The organism is Mycoplasmopsis hyopharyngis, from assembly GCF_045276885.1.
Classification (GTDB): domain Bacteria; phylum Bacillota_I; class Bacilli_A; order Mycoplasmatales; family Metamycoplasmataceae; genus Mycoplasmopsis; species Mycoplasmopsis hyopharyngis.
This window is the reverse complement of record NZ_CP174164.1, coordinates 121,278-138,279: the sequence shown is the minus strand read 5'-3', so window position 1 is coordinate 138,279 and position 17,002 is coordinate 121,278. Positions and strand designations below refer to the sequence as shown.

The following is a 17,002-nucleotide window of genomic DNA, read 5'->3' as shown; positions in this document are numbered from 1 at the left end:
AAGTGCCATTTTTTACTTTTTTACCTTTAAACAAGGGGAAAATGGCACTTTTTGTTATTTTAAGTCAGAAATGAAAAGTATGTTTATTGCTAATTTATTTAACTAGTTCAAAAACAATTCTTTTGCTGTTCTCTATATCTTGTTCTTTTAATGCAAATTTAATGTTAATAATTGAATCAGCATCTTTGTCTAGTTCTTTTTTAATTTGTAAATAATTTTCAAAAATGAAATTTGAAAGTGGATCAACAAAATATGTTTCCAATAACATAACTAATCCTCTTCCTCCTAAAACACTATTGAATTTGCTAATGATAAAATCTGATACATTTTTATTTTGTTTTTCATCTTTAGCAACAATAGAATATCTTTTTTCTTTTAACACTTTTATGATTTTGCTTATTTTGTTAGTAATAATACTTTCACATATTGCTTTGTCATCTTTGGTTATAGGATTGAAAGGAACTATGTTTTTAATTCCAATTCTATTTAAAATTTCAGGTCTATTTAGTTTTATATTAAAGTAATCAATAACTGATTTTTTGTAATGTTCTCTTATTGCTTGCTTGTCTTTTGTGTCTAGCTTTGCATCAGCACCAATATTAGAAGTAAAGATTATGAAGGTTTCAGAAAAATTAACTAATTCACCTTTTGATGAAGTCAATCTACCATCTTCTAAAATTTGTAAAAATTTATCTAAAATTTTTCCGTTTGCTTTTTCAATTTCATCAAACAATAGAATTGAAAAAGGTTTTTCTAATACAGCGTTGGTCAATTGCCCGCCGGCTTCATAACCGACATATCCTGGAGCAGAACCAATTAATTTTTGATCTGATTCTTCATGGTTATATTCTGACATATCAAATCTAATGATTTTGCTTTCACTACCAAAAATAAATTCACTAAAAGTTTTAACAATTTCTGTTTTACCAACCCCTGTTGGGCCTGCTAAAAATAATATTCCTCTTGGTTTATTTACTAAATCACCAGATTGAACTACACCTTGTAAACCTACAAAAGATCTTATTAAAGTGTTTTTAATAGCAGATATTGCTTCATCTTGTCCTAAAACTCTTGATTTAAATTTTTCTTCCAATGCAGCAATGCTTTTATATTCAATATTTTCTCATTCTGATTCTTTTTTATCAAAGTTAATTAATCTACTTAAGCTTTTAAAATCTTTAATTTTATTTTTTTCATCTTCTTGATTTATATTGTTTTTTTGTAACACTTTTATGTATTGCAATATTTCTCTAAAAGATAAAGAATCAGTAATAGAAATTGCTTGATTAAATATTTCTGAATCTTCTGTAAAATCAGGAATAGCTCTTTTTATTAGAGGTTTCATATATTGAAAGAATTTTTTTCTTTCATCTTTACTTGGTTTAGGAACATTTATATATTGAACTTCTTCATTATTTTTAAAAATAATGGATGAGAATAATTCGCTATTTTTCGTTATAAAAATAAGTTTAATTTTCGAATCTAGAAAGTTTAATGGTGATTGATTATAAAAATTTGTTAATAATCCAATCAAACGAGCAATTTGATTAAAAGTTGTTTCTTGATTTTTCTCACTAAATATAAATTCAGACATATCAATAATGTAAGCTTCTTTTATATTACTGATGCTCCTTGGTTCTTTAATATGAGTTTCTAATCTAGCAGATATTTTTCCAATGAAATCACCAATAGAAATTTCTGGATTGTTATTAAATTCGTCTTGTTCTTCTTCGCTATCTTTGATTTTTATTTTACCGTCTTCAATTTCAGCGTTTGTAAATGAAGGAGAATAATAGAGAATATTTTTATATTTTTGCGAACTTAAAAACATTATTAAATATTCTGAAAAATTTTGATAAGAATGTTCAGGTATCGTGCTATCTAAATCTTCATTAAAATCAATATCAAAAATTTTGGGAAAAACAAAATCTTGGGTATTCCCTTTAAAAATTAAAATGTTTTTTGCGTTGAGTTTAATTTTCAATTGTTTATTAATCGAATCTATAAATGACATAATAATTAATTTGCTACCTTTTCTTTAATTTTTGAAATACTTTTGTATAGAGGTTTTTGATTTGTAAAACTTCTTATTATTTTTGTTGAAAGTATATTTACTTCATGTTCTTTCAAATATTCTCATAATTTTGAACTTGTTTGTTCACAACAATGATCTTTGTAATCACCTATTTTATAGGTTATTATGAGATTTTCATCTATCCTTAAATTAAATGTTTCATTCGCTTTATTTTTAAAATGATAAATAAAGAAAAAATTACCAAATTGATCAACATCTCTTTCTATTTCGCCTTGTAAAAAATATGATCTTGCTTCTTTTAAACCTGTTGCAACAATCTTCTCTAAGTGCAACATTTTTTTATATGTGTATTCTTTAGAATTTAAATAAATGTTAAATTCATTTAATTCTTGGTAATTATTAAGTTTGTTTAAATTATTCTTAAAGAAGAATTTAATTTTTTTACTTTGGCTAAATTTTGTTTCAATATCATTGATTGTTGTAATTGTTGCTTTATTTTTAAACTCTTCATCAGCATTTTGTGTAACTATTTTATCAATGATTTTTGATATATTTTCATCGGTTAAATTCTTTCCTTCGTTTTTTAGTACTTCAACTGCTTTAATGAATAAATTACCATAATTGTTAATCCAACTACTTATATTTAATTCATTTCTTTCAGAATATTCAAAAGAGCTATATATTTTTTCATTTGTTATGCTAGATAGTAAGTTTGAAACATTTTTAATCAATTGATCTTTAAAATTTTCTATAGCGTTTTTTTCATTTCCTTGAGTTGTTGAAAAACTTAAATCTTTGTTTTTTTCAATTTCTTTTAACCGTTTAATTTCACCTATTAAAAATTTTTTAACACCTTCATTATTTAAATTATTAATAGCTTCAATTTTTTGAATTGCTTCTTGACAAATTAGAGATATTTCTTCTTTATCATATTTTGATAAACTGACGCTTACAGTAACTTGATGACTCATTATTTTTTATCCTTTCATATTTGCTTTTTTGTTTTTGCATTCCTCAATAATATCTTTGCATTTTTTAACTAAGTAATTTAATTCTCGATAATTGTCTTGTGCTTTTTTGAGATCAAATAAACAAAATTGTTGTTTTTTCATAATGCTCTCATGTGTTCATTCATTTCTTATTTTCTTAAGCTCAAGTAATGGTTTTCGATGTTCCTTTTCTTTTGTAATTTCCAAGATTTTTTCTATATATTTTTCATAAAAATTTTTGTCTTTTATTTTTCCAAACATTTTAACCATATTTGCTTCAATTTCTTCTCAACTAGTATTAATTGTTTTTTTATATAACTCAGCTAGTCAACTAACATTTTTGTTTTTTAATGTTTCGAGACTTTTTTTCATTTGATTAAATTTGCTTATTTCAAATCCCATTAAATTTTTTCCAATGTCTATTGAATAATCGCTTATTTTTTTATCAAAGCTATCTAGATCAATATTTTCTTCATCACCATCAATTTTTTCTATCAAATTAATATCATCTTTTATGTCTTGTTCTATGTTTTTGAATTTTTTATATAGGTTTGTGTTTTTAATAAAATGATAATTTTCTTCAAACTCTGGGTTGATGTTGTATTTTTTAATTATTCATTCAAAACACTTAGGTGAATTTTTTTCAAAATCTTCAATTTTCTCAAAAACATATTTTTTAATTTTTTCATTGTCAAATTGATCTTCAATTATGTTTTTATATAAATCTCATAATTCTGTATATTCATTTATTTGATATGAATTTATATTGCTTATAAAAAATTCATAATTTGTATTTTGGAAAAATTTGTCCGAATTATATTTGTTGTGTTCCAATAGAAAATCTAGTATTTTTAAAAATTGCGCTAGCTTTTGCTCTTTTACTTTTTCATATAGCTTATTTATTATTCTATTTTCAATTACTAAATCATTTAATTCTTGAATATCATCATATTCATTAGTTTCATTGGATAAAATATCATTTACGGTTTTTTCTACTATTTCTTGATAAATCTTTTCTCTTTCAATTGTAGATAGTTCTCTTGCGTAGAATAATGGTATATCACTAGAAATTAGATAATTACCTATTGTTTTTAAATCTATATTAATTTGACAAATTTCGTAAATTTTTTCATTTCAATAAAATAAATTTTTGCTTTCTAGTTTCTCTATTTTTTGTGACAACTCAATTTGTTGTGTTGCTTCATCATACTTTTCATATAAAACTAGGATTTTGTCTATTTCTTCAATCTGTTTATTTTTTAGTTTAGTTACATTTTTAAATAAACTATCGTCAAATTCATTAAAAGATTTTTCTGCTATATATCTTTTTAAATAATCAAATTTTTTCTCTTTTTCTATTTTTTCTAAAATGGCATTTTCAACTTTGTTTTTAGACAATATTTCAATAGTTTTTTGATCAACTGCTCTAAATTCAAATTCTATTTCTTTGTCATCTAATAAACAAAAATCTGATGCTAAAATTTCTGAAAAAAATAAATCTTTGTTTTTTTCTAAAAAATTCGCAATAATTTCGCCTTTGTAATCAAGCAAAATTTTTTCATTAGGATTTAGTGGAAAATTTTTTCTTATTTCATCTTTTGTTATTTGATTTTTAGCATTTTCAATAAAAATATCTTTTTCTTTGTTATTGGAATCTAATATTTCATCAATAAATGATTTAATAAAAATAATTTCTTTTTGTTTTTGTTCCTTTTTGATTCCTGTTGGATTATTATTATCAAATTTATTCAAAATTAGCTCATGCAATTTCACATTACCTATGAACAATTTTGAACAGTCATCATCACTTGCATCTGTAATTTTAAAATATTCTTCATTAACTAGATTCTTGATTTTTTCAATAATGAATTCATTAAATTTTTTGTTTAGACCTAATTCTTTTCTAATTGTTTCAATTAATTTTTCTTCTAAATTATCTTTATTTTTGTATAGTGCTAGCAAAAATAACAAATCGAGTTCTTCTAATTCGGTTTCGGATGATTCTATATATTTAATATGAGTTTTTTGAAACGGTAAGGGTAATTTAAAATTCTTTTTCATCATAAATTGTTTTTCCTTCTAGTCATTTAGTGTTAGGTCTTTGGTTTTCTCCTCACAAAATATATTCGATTAGTAATCTTCTTCTCTTAAATGTCGATTCAATTTGATGATAGTAATCAAATGCTCCCACAAGAAATAACATATTCTTTGTTCTTGAAGCTGCTACATTTATTCTTTCTTCTTCAACTAAAAAGTCTAAATTACGTTTATCAAGCTTTTCAATTTTGTTATTTTTTACAAACCTATTTTTGGCTCTAACAAAATCTACTATTATTATTTCTTTTTCTCGTCCTTGGAAGTTATCGATAGTATTAACCTTTATATTTAATTTTTTCAATTCAGATTCTTCTAGTAAAAATTTAACAATTTTTCTTTGAGAAACAGTTAAACAAATAATTCCAATTTTGTCTTTCAAAGATTCAGGCGAATTTTTTTCGACAAGCATTTTAACTATTTTTATATCTATATAAGCATTGTATTGATTAAATAGTGAATCTAGAGGTTCTTTATATTTTTCAAATTCTTTTATACACAAAACTTCTTTTTGATCGAACGAATCGGATTCTGCTTTTCCTATTAGGTTACAATAAGAATTTGCTAAACAAGAAGTGTCAATATAAAAAATTTTATTTTTGTCATCATTTAAAAATTTGTAGTTTTCAAATTCATTATCTTTACGTATTGTTTTTAGCTCTTCTTCGCCTTTGTAAAATAGATTTACTAAACCTTGAATGGTTGAATTAAATCTATATTGTTGATTAAGAAAATTAAAGTTTTTATTTCTAGTAACATTAATTTTCTTAATTTTTGATATTTGATTTTTGAAAAATGGAGTAATAAATAATTCATTTACTTTGTCAACGAATTCTTTCGATGTATTCACCCCCCATTCTATACTAATTTTTTGTTCGTCATCATTTTCAAATATCTCTTCTAAAAATGACTCATCATCTTTAAAATCAGTAACAGGTGGTAATTGTTTATAATCTCCACACATTATAAATTTATGCGAAATGTTTATTCTTGATAAAATTTCTGGAGTTGATGATTTAGAAACTTCATCCATAATTATGGTATCGATAGGGTAATCAAATCATATATCTCTATTTGTGTCTTGATTTGAAATATTTAATTTTGTATCAGAAGAAGTGGTAAAGCCTAGAACATTAATAAGATCATTTTCATCTATAAATTTATTAAATGATTCTCTTGCTTTTGATTCAATAATAGGGTCTGTTGGTTTTTTATTTTCTTTGTATATTTTTAATAATTCAATAATTTTAGAATTTTCATTAGGTTTAGTATTTTGTTCTAAAAACTTTAGTATTTCTTTAAAATCAAAAAACATAATTTTATAATTTTGCGATACTTTTCTTATAAATTCAATAATCTCTTTTTCATCAAAAGTAATTTGAATTGAATTTTCTCTTTCAAATATGTGTTCAGCATAGTAAAAGTTTTCTGAAAATTCTTCATACCTAGTATTTTTAAATAAACTATCTATTTTTTTATTTAAGTCAATTACTAATGTATTTTTGTCAAACAAATCTGGAGTATATATGCTATACCACAACTTGATTGGAATATAGTGTTTATTAGTGTTTTGTGTCAATTTTTTTATTTTTATTTTGTATTCAAGAAATTTATCGGAATTAGCATTTGACTGTTTAATCTTATTTTCTATTTTGGCCAAAAAGTTTTTATATAGATTTTTTGTACTAAACTTATTTCTTTCTTCATCTTCTGTTTCTGTTGTTTTAGATTTTTTGTAAATTATAATGTTCGGATTGTCATTATTTTTTTCATCAAATCTTTCTAAACAATTATTTATAGCTTCATGTGTTGAAGAAGTGATCAATACGTTTGAATCTTTTTCAACATAATGTTGCATAGTAGCACATATTGTTTGTGTTTTTCCTGTTCCTGGAGGCCCTTGTAAATAAAAGGTATCATTTGTTGAAATCATTCCTTTTACACTTTCAATTTGTCTTTCATTTAAGTCTCATTTTGATTTTATTGTTTCTTCTAATTGAATATTATTTTTCAAAAAATGAGGTCTAAACAATGATGAAAGCATAAATGGATTTCTAACATAACCATTTATTGAATTAATAATTGAATATTTATATCTTTTCATTTTTGTTATTAAACCTGGATTATTGATACTTGCATTTAGGTATTCAAAATTCTCTTCAAAAGGTCTAATAGATAAAGATACATTATTGTTTTGATTGTGTTTATTTACACTAGACTTAATATTATTTTCAATTTTGTAAAAGCAAAATTTTGACTTTGTTTTTTCTGTAAAAAACTCTTTCTTTGTTTTCTTTAAATTTTCATATTTTTTATGTTGTTCTTGTAATTCAAAAATTTCTTTTTGCTTATTTTCAAAAAGTCTACTCTTTTTTTCTAATATTTGCTTAATATCAGAACTTTTGTTGTTGTTTTCTAAAATTATTTTTCGTTTATTGTCTATATTATTATTTATCTCTTCAAATATAGATTCCAAGACCTTTTTATAATCAATTGTTTGATTTGTGTTTTCTTCAGTTTTACTTTGTAATTCTGAAATTATTTGATTATATTCATTCTCAATATTTGATAATCTTTTGTTTAAATCTTTGTTGTTTTTCTTTTTAAGCTTTTTATTAATTTCTATATATTCTTTTAGTATAGATTCTTTTTCTTCTCATTCAAACTTTGTTTTAGATCAAGAATCAAATTCTTCTTGATGTTTTTTGTTTAAATTTTTTATATCTTGTAAGTCAAAATTTAATTTAGTAATCTCTTGGTTAATTTTAGTGTTTTCTTTTTCTTTGTTATTTATTTGAATCTGATTTTTTATTAAAAAATCTTCTATTTCTTTAATAAAATCTTCTTCATTCATTGGGGTATTATGTATTTTAAATTCTCAATTTTTAAATAAGTTTTCATCATTACCCATTTTTGAAACTTTTAAATTCTTTTTAACGTTGTCTGTTTTAGAGCAAACCAAAATTAGCTTGTGGTTTTTTGGAACAACATATTCTTCTTTGTTATCTTCATCAATATCTTTTATTTCTTCTTTGAAAATGTTTTCATCACCAGGTAAAGCATTGTTTATAATGAAGATATCTTTTTCTTTGTTTTTCCTTTCCAAATCAATAGACCCAAAAAATGTTTCAAATATTCCTAATTTTATTTCTTCGCGATCTAATTCTTGCTTTGTAACGCAAGATCTATAATGATTTTCATTATTAATAAAATTTTGAATATTTGTTAGTTCATCTCTATCGATAAAAGAAACGCCATTTAATGGATATCCTACACTTTCAAATGTTTCAATATTCGTGTCAAAAAATTCTATTCTAGTCAATTTTCATTCAAAAATTCTAGAAAAGGTTAAATCAAAAAATAATGAAACTGTATTTTTACCAGTATCAAAAAATAAACTATTGTCTCTTCTTTTTCCTACTATTGAAATGTTTTTTAATATTCTTTTTTCTGATTTTAAATTTCTAAAAAAATTAAAAATTGTTTCGTTTCTTATTATTTGATTAAAAATTATTATATGAGAATCTAATTTTTCAAATTCTAACAATATTTGAACTAATTTTTCCTCCACATTTTTTTCTGATACATCGAAGTATCTTTTTAATTGTTTTAGAATTATTTTCTTAATACTTAAATCTTTTTCAAAGTTATTTGAAACTGTTTTTATAACACCTAGATCAACATTGTAATCTAAGTCAATTGATCTTTTATTGTTTAATATATTGTAATATATATATATATATATTAAGTCCCAAATAAAGTCCTCTTATATAGTCCCTGGTGATAATTTTAACCAAAGACTTTATAATCTTCTATTTAAATGATAACACAAATTTAAAAAAGGGCAATATTTTGCTTATTTGCATCAATAAATATTCACTTTTGTTGATTTTTATAAGCAAAAACAACTTCGTAATTTTTATTATTAGCATATGTTTTAATGTGTTTAACATTTGTAAATTTATTATTTGGTTTAACTTGTATAACATAAGTTTTATTGTTTTTAGCTGCAATTAAATCAACACCTACAATAGCATCAAGCAACATTGATGAAACTTTTACAGAATAATCATTTTTAGTTAATAAATTTAATAAATCTTTTTCTCTTTTTTGATTTATATAGCCATAGTAAAAAACCACATTATAAACGAAAGAAAAATTATTTTTGGTATGTTGTCCCACCTTATTCAAATAATGGCCTAATTTTGCGCAAAAAGCACCACTATAAGCGTTTTTAAAATCTTCAAAAGTCTTAAAATCATTATTTCATAAAATTTCTTTAATATTTATCTTCAATTCTTTTCAATTTGGTATTTTCATATAACTAAATTGTAAATAAAAAAAATAGCTAATGCTATTTTAAAGGTAAATTTTCTTCTAATTCATCAGGTTTAAAAAAGTATCCAAATTTAGATGAATTTTTAATATTTTCATTTGCTGCTTTTAATTGTTCTCTTAAAATTTTTAACTCAATTTTTAAAGCTTGATTTTCAATTTTCAAATCTTCATCAGATTTAATAATTTCATCATTTACAAAAGTTGTTAAGGTGTTTTGCATTTTCGTTAATTTTCTATTAGCTAATTGTGAATTAAATTTTAAATATGTTGAAGCTGTAACATTTGAATTAACATGTCCTAACACTTTAGCTATTTCTTCAATCGTAGAATTTTCGCTCGAAATAGTAACAAATGTATGTCTTAGAATATGTGCTGATATTTTAGCTTTAAAATCTGGATGCTTTTTCATTACAAAGTTTTTAAATAAGTTAAATTTGTTTTTAATAGTTTTAGCAGTTCAATTAAGTTTTATACCTTTTTCAATTGCTATTTTTATTTTTGAAAATTCTTCATTATCAGAACAAATTATTTTAAAAGGTCTTGGGTTATTATTTTTAGCTGTTTTAATAATTATTTCAAAATTGTTTTCTTTCAACTTATCTCAATTTATAAATTCTCATTCAGAAACTCTTATCCCGGTAGTTAACATTATTTTAAAAATTAATTCAAATTTATAATTATTAAAGTTTTTCAATTCAGCAAATAATATATCTAATTCTTCTTTGGAATACGGTCTTCTTGTTCCTCTTTCGATTTTGTATTTATTTACTTTTTCACTAAAAGGAATAAAAATTCGGTTTCTTTTTGAAAACCATTCACAAAATACCTTAAAAACTGCTCTATAACAAAAAAGAGAATTTTGACTTAAATTTGAATTATCTAAAATAAAATTAATTTGGTTTAATAATTCATTTGTTGTTTCTCAATTTTCTAATCTTTTCAATATTTGTTTATACGTTTCTAATGTTTTTAAGCTTCTGTTATTAGTTTTGATTAAATGCTCAAATTGTTCATAAAAAATTTGAAGTTGTTCTATATTTTTCATTTTATCTCCTTATTGATTGGGGAAATTACAAATTATCAAACAAAATAAAATTTTTTAGTATAATAATTATGCAATTTCTCGCGAGGTAATAAGATGGAGAAATTGCTCTTTTTTTATTAATTTCTCCATTTATGCTAAAAAATAAAAAAAGTGATAGATTATTAGACTCTACCTCTTCTTTTTCTTTTTTTCTTCTTTTGGTGAATGTTTATTTTATTAAAAGCTGCTAATGAAAGTTAGGCGAGGTAGATTAATGCTTTTCTTTTTTAGCAATAAAATTATAACATAATGAAAATAAAATATAATTTTAGTATGACGAAAAAAGAGAAAGAAGCTAAACAACAAGAAAATTATAAACAATGAATAAAAGCAAGAGATGAAGGATTAAAAAATTGAAAGTATAGAATTAAATGAATGAAAATATTTTTAATTTATTCTATTGTTTCTTTAATAATTTTGCCTGTGCTTCTTAGTGTATGTATATTAAAAGTGAATTTAATAACAATATTTTTAATTCCGCTGATTCCTTTATTATTTGGTTTATGAATAGCAATTTATGTAATGTTTGTTATAAAATGCGATTATAATAAACTCTTTACCAATTTCTATCTGATATTCCCTATAATATGACCATTTGGTTTTGTTTTGGTAGGTTTTGCGTTTCTAATAAGACTATACAAATCTTATAAAAATTGAATAAAATTAAATACAGATGAAAATATAAAATATGCTGCTTTTCATTAAAAGTTCAAAAATTAATGTTTTTTCTAATAAAAAACACCTATGAACAACGATTTTGTTTTGTTGTTTATAGGTGGTTTTTATAATATTTTAGTAAATTGTTGCTTTAACAGTTTCACTATTTTGCTTTTCTTGTTCCTTTTGGTTTTGAATAGATTTCTTTATTTGCTCTATTTCGATAGAAAAGCTTTTAATGCTGTTTTTAAGTCTTTCAATCTCTAAATCTTTTTCTTTAATGATTGTTTGAGCTTTACTTAAAAATGCCTTATATTCTTCATTATTGTTTTCAAGTTTTTCAATATAAGGAGTTCCTGATTTTGTTTCAACTTTTGTTTTAAGCAATTCAATAGTTTTCAAAGCTTGTGATAATTGTTGTTTTAAGTCTTCAATAACAATATCTCGTTTAGCTAATTCTTCAGCATGTTTAACTTGTCTTTCTTTTGTTGCTTGCTCTAATTTTTCCATTTCTTGTTTAAGATTTATAAAATTATGTTTTGCATTATAAATCTTGACAAAAAGAGCTGAAATCACCCCTCCAAGAGTAACAATAAACGGGGTTAAGATAATAAATAATTCTTTAATAAATTCGATTTTCATTTTGTCTCCTTTTTATTTATGTGTTTTTGATTATTTTGATTTGTCCTAATATTTTAATAAGTAATTTACTAATGTTGGAATCGGGAAAGTTTATTCCTATTATGACTAGAATTAATGTTAATAAAAGAAAAATTATGATAAGAGTGTTAATAAAGATTAGTGTTTTCATTAGTTTAATAAATTTTTTAATTTAGTCAATTTTGCTTTGTCAAGAATAAGCGTTTCTGAACCGTTTGCTGATACGACCCCAAGTTTAATTTTAGAAGCAAAAATAGCTTTTCCGTTTCGATCTGGCTCAATATCGAAATAGTTTGTTTCTCTGTAAAAATAACCACCTTCATTTTGGGTAAATGAAGCGTCTATGAAACAAATAGGTTCAAGTTCCGAACTTTCTTCATAACCATATATTCCAAGTTCTAATTTTTCAATGGCATGTGAATGATAATCTAAATTATCTTCTGAACCTTTATATAAAATTAATGCTTGATTTGATTGTTCAAAATTTTCTTTAATTTGTTCAACTTCTTGAATTGTTTTTTCTTCTATATTTACAAATTCCACTTGTTCGAGCCCAAATCTATCTAATAAGTGTTGTAAAAATTCTTTTTTTTGTAATTGTGTAGATTGTAGTTTATTTTTAACTCATTGTATCTCTGAAGAATACTCATTAAACCTGCTTTTAATTGAATTAAATTCATTTTTAATAGAATTGTTATTAGAAGTAATTGCGGTTAATTCTGAAGCCAAATTAGTTAATCTTGCAATAGTTTCGGTATCTTTATTAGAATTATTTTCAATAAGAGTTTTTGTTTCTTTTAATTCTTCTTTTAATTTTTTAATACTTGAAATAACTCCAATTGTATTTTGATCAGAAAAAAACTCATCTAAATTATTTTTATGTACATCTCCAACAAAAATATCAGAAATATCATTGTAATCTCTTCCTAAAAAAATAGTTGAATTTTCAACACCATTATTTCCTTTATATAAAAAACCATTATTGAACGAATATACTCCTTCGTTATCAGGAAAAACATTTAAAGCAGAAGAAAAAAAGTTATTTACATTTTTTATTCCTTCAAATGTTAAAGATTGCTCACCAATGTCTCTTTTCTTAATTTTTATATAATCAGTTGTTAGTGCTAATTCTTCTTGATTATTAGCTTCAACAATTTCGATTAAACCAGGTTCAATTTTTGTTGTTTCATTATTATTTGAAGTATATAAATAAGCGTCTTGGTCTCCTTTTTTTGTGAATTGAATTTCTAAATAACTTTCATTATTTTTTGATTCACCTGAAATTATTCCTGTTTCAACAAATTTATTTAACATTAATAAATGTTCAGGAGTTAATTTGTTTTTAGATAGTTCTTTAATTTCCTCTAACCCTTCTTTAATATTTTTAATATCTATTCCTTGAAGTGAATGAATTCCATTAGAATCAATAAACCCTAAACCTTCTGCACCTAAAATAGAAATAAAACTTTCCCCGTCTTTTTCTGTTTTCGCAAAAATTCCAAAATCACGTGATTCGGGATCAAAACATATTCGAAGTCCCTTATTTGTTTCTTCACTAGAACCTAACTCATTTTCATTGTTTACATAATTAGAAAGAAATTTTTTAATAACCTCTTTTAAGTTATCTTCTTTTTTGTTATTTAAATCATTAATTCTTTCACTGATAGAATTATTTTTTAATTCTTGTTCTGATTTAAATTTAGAAAAAGATAATTTAAGATTTTCATCTGATTCAAAATTATCATTTAATAATTTTTCAATTTTTTTATCAAAAATATCTAATTTTTCAATAACTGAAACAATATTTAAATAATCTTCTTTTATATTAATTTTTAATTCTTCTCAACTCGGATATGTTAAGTAAGCAATTGCTTCAGCAGATAATAGACTTTGAAAATTATTAAATTCTCTTCCTGCTGATGCTAGTGAAAAATTTGAAGTGATTAACTTATCTCTTTGTGAAAATTCAGGAAATTTTTCATTTGCTAGTCTATACTTGATTTCTGTATAAACTGAGCTAATAAAATTTTTAACTCTTTGTTTTCCTAAAATATCAGTAATTTGTTCTATTGTAATGTCTAACTCTAAAAATTGTGTCATTTTTTGATTTATAAATAAATTACAAGTTTCAAAAACATTAAATAATAATTTATTAAATAATTCTTCTTCTGTAATATCTGGTTGAATATTTTTAATAAATTGTGGTATTTCTATTTTTTTAGAATATCAATAATTACTTTTAAACTCCTGAATATTAAAATTTAATTTATTTATTTCTTCTTTCATTTTTTTATTCCTTTTGGTTTTGAATAACTATAATTTTTGATAGTGTTTGAAAATGATTTGTAAAACATCCCTTTTTTGATTGCTTTTGTTGTGCTTTTTATAGCGTACATAGGTTTATTTTCTATAATGCTTCTTGTAAAGCTTTCAATCGGTCTAATGTATTTAAAGTTTCACCCTTTTAGTAACCCTTCTTTAGCACCCTTTTTAAATTCTTGAATTAATGTATCTTTATCTTGGCTTCAAAGTCATTTGTCTTTTTTAATCGATTCATGTATTGCATTTATTGTCCTGTAGCTGCTTGCTATTGTACTTATAAGATTAGAAAACAAAGGAATAGTTGATAAAGCGATAAACCCATTAAATCTCCTTAAAATCTTTCCTATGTCCCAACCTCAAGCAAAATATCTTAAATAATGCTTACCAGGTGAATTGGTTGTTAAAAATTCCATTATTAACTTCGAATCTTTTTGTCATAAAATGACAGGTTTCTTTTTTGTGTATTTTTTAAACCTGATAACAGCATTAACACTTTTTAAATCTCAAACACTATCACTTTGTAAAATCGTAATTGAATCCAATCAAGATGAATTTAAAGGAATTCTTTTTAACGATTCTTTTAATGTTTTTTTGCCTGCGAAAAATACTTTTTTTACTTTCTCACTCGCAAATTTATTGAATGCTTTAACAATCTTTTTTCTGGGTTTTTTAATTGCGAAATCAATAGCTTTTTTAGCAGCAAATCTTGGTGATATTAGCAAAGAAACAAAAGTTCTGATTTTAGTAAAAACTTTTGTTGTTTTATTTAAAAATTTATTTGTACTATCAAATACCTTTTTTGATTGCGTTGCAGTTTGTTTAAAAATACCTTGTGATTTATTTAAAGTTTTTAAAATTTTTTCTGTTGTTTCTTTAACTGCTTTGTAATTTGAATTTGCGCTTTCTACTAATTCTTCAGTTCCAAAAGTAGCTAATGTTTTAGCATTTGTTTTAAATTGTTTTTTAAACTTTACATTATTATCAATAATATTATCTGCTAATGATAAAACTTTATTGTGTGAACGTGCTGCTTTAAATAATTTAAACCCTTTTGCTATTGTACCAACACTATTAAAACCTACTGTAATTCCAAAATCTAGTCAATCTATTTTTCCTTCATTTTCAATTAAGTTAAAAATTAAATCTACTAAAGTATCCACAATAAACTCTAATGCTGTACCTAAACCAGGAATAGCTGTATCTATAAATTTTGCAATTATTGCGTTAGCAATAGAGATTGCAGTTTGTAATATTAATCTAACTCATTTTCACCATCAAGTTTTTTTTAATGAAAATTCTTGAAATTTCTTTTTTTGTTCTGCTTTTATTACTTGATAAGCATTTTTACTCTTACCACTATAATAAAGCATTATTTATTAAAAATGCTTCTAAAACATGTAGGGTATGCTATTCCAAATAATGACATTGCTTCATAATACATACCATAATCATTTGTAGGTGCTAATCTTTCATAATTGGCAGCATTAACGTTAATCATTGAAGCAACTGTAAAATTAGTGCAAGCAATTGCATCAATGTCATTTAAATACTTGTTTGCTATAACTGTATAACCTCCAACTGTCGCGATTGAATACTGACCACCTACAAACATTTGTTCAGCATAATTACCAACTAAACCTGCTTCACTTAATCTGTCTAACACTTCGGGTTTAACATGAATTATAATGTCTGATTTTTTAATTCCATTAATTCCTTCTTTATCATCTTTATGTTTTGTTAGTGCTGTTCCTAATGCAACTACTGCTTTTCTAACATCTTTATCAGAAATTGAATCACTTAATAAATCTTTTACTTGTTTATTTGTATCAGTTGTTTTTACTTTCTTTTCTAATTCAGATCAACAATGAGTTTCAAAATTGTCATTAAAATCTGCTGATGCTTTTTCAATTTTAATTGTTGCAGCTGCTGGTACTCCTAATAAAGTATCTGCGTGTGTGAATGCTAATGATTGATATTGCGGAGTATTTCAATTAAAACTAATTTTTGTATAATTACCTTTTTCAAATTCGCCAGGACCTGGGTTTTTCTTTTCATTTCAAGTTTGTCCTATATTTTTAATAAAAGTTGCTGATGCTTCTGAAACACTTCCTAGTGATAAATTGGTTCCTAATGTTCCGATTAATGAATATTGAACTATATAGCTATTTATTTCATTTCTAGTTTTTTGGTCTAATGAAAATGCTTCTCCTTCCTTTTGATTAGCAAATAAAGCTGTTAAATATTGTTTAAATTCCATTTTAGTTTTTCTCCTTTTTATTTAATTCGTCTTGCTCCTAAATCGTATGATTGTGTTCCACTTAAATTGCTTTCTAATGTTTCTATGCTATCTATTTTTTTAGGCTGAACAATCTCAGGAGTTATATTTTTTGATTTAGCAATTTTTAATACTTCAGACTTTAAATTTAAAAAATCTAAATCTTCAATCTTTATATCTTCTAAATCAGTTTTAGGTAGTTTTAAATTAGTTCATTCTTTTTCTAAATTATTTTTTATTTCCGCGCTTAATTTAGAAAATTTTGTTTCTAATTCTTTATTAACCTTTTCAAAATCAAGTAAAGTTTTATTTTTATTTTCTAATTCTTCATTTAGTTTTTCTACTTCACTTATTTTGTTTTGGACTTTACTTTTTATATATGTTTCCAATTCTGGTTTATCTAGGAAAAGTCCATAAACACCTAGTGCTTCCTTAAAATCTTTAGTTGAAGCGTCTTCTTTTAGATTTAATTTTTTTAAAACTTCTGCTTCTTCTAATTCAAATAATTCAGACAATTTTTTAAGTAAATTCATTTTTACTCACTTTCT

12 protein-coding genes are annotated in these 17,002 nt (G+C 23.6%); 1 reads left to right on the top strand and 11 read right to left on the bottom strand.

The genetic code is table 4. The annotated features are described in order from the left end of the window. Positions 1–94: 94 nt before the first annotated feature. From ACJA25_RS00550 to ACJA25_RS00525, 6 genes are all read right to left on the bottom strand, one after another. Positions 95–2,014 (bottom strand): AAA family ATPase, encoded by a 1,920-nt coding sequence (locus ACJA25_RS00550; protein WP_406615699.1) that lies wholly within the window; start codon positions 2,012–2,014, stop codon positions 95–97. A gap of 5 nt (positions 2,015–2,019) precedes the next feature. After that, positions 2,020–3,006 carry a hypothetical protein gene (locus ACJA25_RS00545; protein ID WP_406615697.1) on the bottom strand — a complete coding sequence of 329 codons (987 nt, stop codon included), beginning with the start codon at positions 3,004–3,006 and terminating at the stop codon, positions 2,020–2,022. A 6-nt stretch (positions 3,007–3,012) separates the two neighbouring features. Beyond that, entirely contained in the window at positions 3,013–5,088 is a 2,076-nt protein-coding gene (locus ACJA25_RS00540) for a hypothetical protein (RefSeq protein ID WP_406615695.1), read from the bottom strand. Beyond that, the gene (locus ACJA25_RS00535) at positions 5,069–8,689 is read right to left on the bottom strand and encodes an AAA domain-containing protein (RefSeq protein ID WP_406615693.1); all 3,621 of its coding nucleotides are present in this window, start codon (positions 8,687–8,689) and stop codon (positions 5,069–5,071) included. Before ACJA25_RS00535 ends, ACJA25_RS00540 begins: the two co-directional genes overlap by 20 nt. Before the next feature lie 263 nt (positions 8,690–8,952). Next, on the bottom strand, positions 8,953–9,438 hold the full coding sequence (locus ACJA25_RS00530) for a hypothetical protein (RefSeq protein ID WP_406615691.1): 486 nt from the start codon (positions 9,436–9,438) through the stop codon (positions 8,953–8,955). A 34-nt stretch (positions 9,439–9,472) separates the two neighbouring features. Continuing rightward, a complete protein-coding gene (locus ACJA25_RS00525) occupies positions 9,473–10,501 on the bottom strand; it encodes a tyrosine-type recombinase/integrase (protein ID WP_406615689.1) in 1,029 nt (342 codons plus the stop codon). Between the two features lie 312 nt (positions 10,502–10,813). Here ACJA25_RS00525 and ACJA25_RS00520 point away from each other — a divergent pair, with 312 nt between their 5' ends. Further along, on the top strand, positions 10,814–11,245 hold the full coding sequence (locus ACJA25_RS00520) for a hypothetical protein (RefSeq protein WP_406615687.1): 432 nt from the start codon (positions 10,814–10,816) through the stop codon (positions 11,243–11,245). A gap of 87 nt (positions 11,246–11,332) precedes the next feature. On the opposite strand, the gene ACJA25_RS00515 is transcribed toward ACJA25_RS00520, so the two are convergent. From ACJA25_RS00515 to ACJA25_RS00495, 5 genes are all read right to left on the bottom strand, one after another. Then, entirely contained in the window at positions 11,333–11,839 is a 507-nt protein-coding gene (locus ACJA25_RS00515; RefSeq protein WP_406615685.1) for a hypothetical protein, read from the bottom strand. 168 nt (positions 11,840–12,007) lie between these two features. Beyond that, positions 12,008–14,143: a hypothetical protein gene (locus tag ACJA25_RS00510; protein WP_406615683.1), complete on the bottom strand. Its 2,136-nt coding sequence runs from the start codon at positions 14,141–14,143 to the stop codon at positions 12,008–12,010. Beyond that, complete coding sequence (locus ACJA25_RS00505; protein ID WP_406615681.1) at positions 14,128–15,549, bottom strand: hypothetical protein; 1,422 nt, start codon at positions 15,547–15,549, stop codon at positions 14,128–14,130. Before ACJA25_RS00505 ends, ACJA25_RS00510 begins: the two co-directional genes overlap by 16 nt. Beyond that, the gene (locus ACJA25_RS00500) at positions 15,549–16,436 is read right to left on the bottom strand and encodes a hypothetical protein (RefSeq protein ID WP_406615679.1); all 888 of its coding nucleotides are present in this window, start codon (positions 16,434–16,436) and stop codon (positions 15,549–15,551) included. Before ACJA25_RS00500 ends, ACJA25_RS00505 begins: the two co-directional genes overlap by 1 nt. 17 nt (positions 16,437–16,453) lie before the next feature. Next, positions 16,454–16,987 (bottom strand): hypothetical protein, encoded by a 534-nt coding sequence (locus ACJA25_RS00495; RefSeq protein ID WP_406615677.1) that lies wholly within the window; start codon positions 16,985–16,987, stop codon positions 16,454–16,456. Between the last annotated feature and the right edge of the window lie 15 nt (positions 16,988–17,002).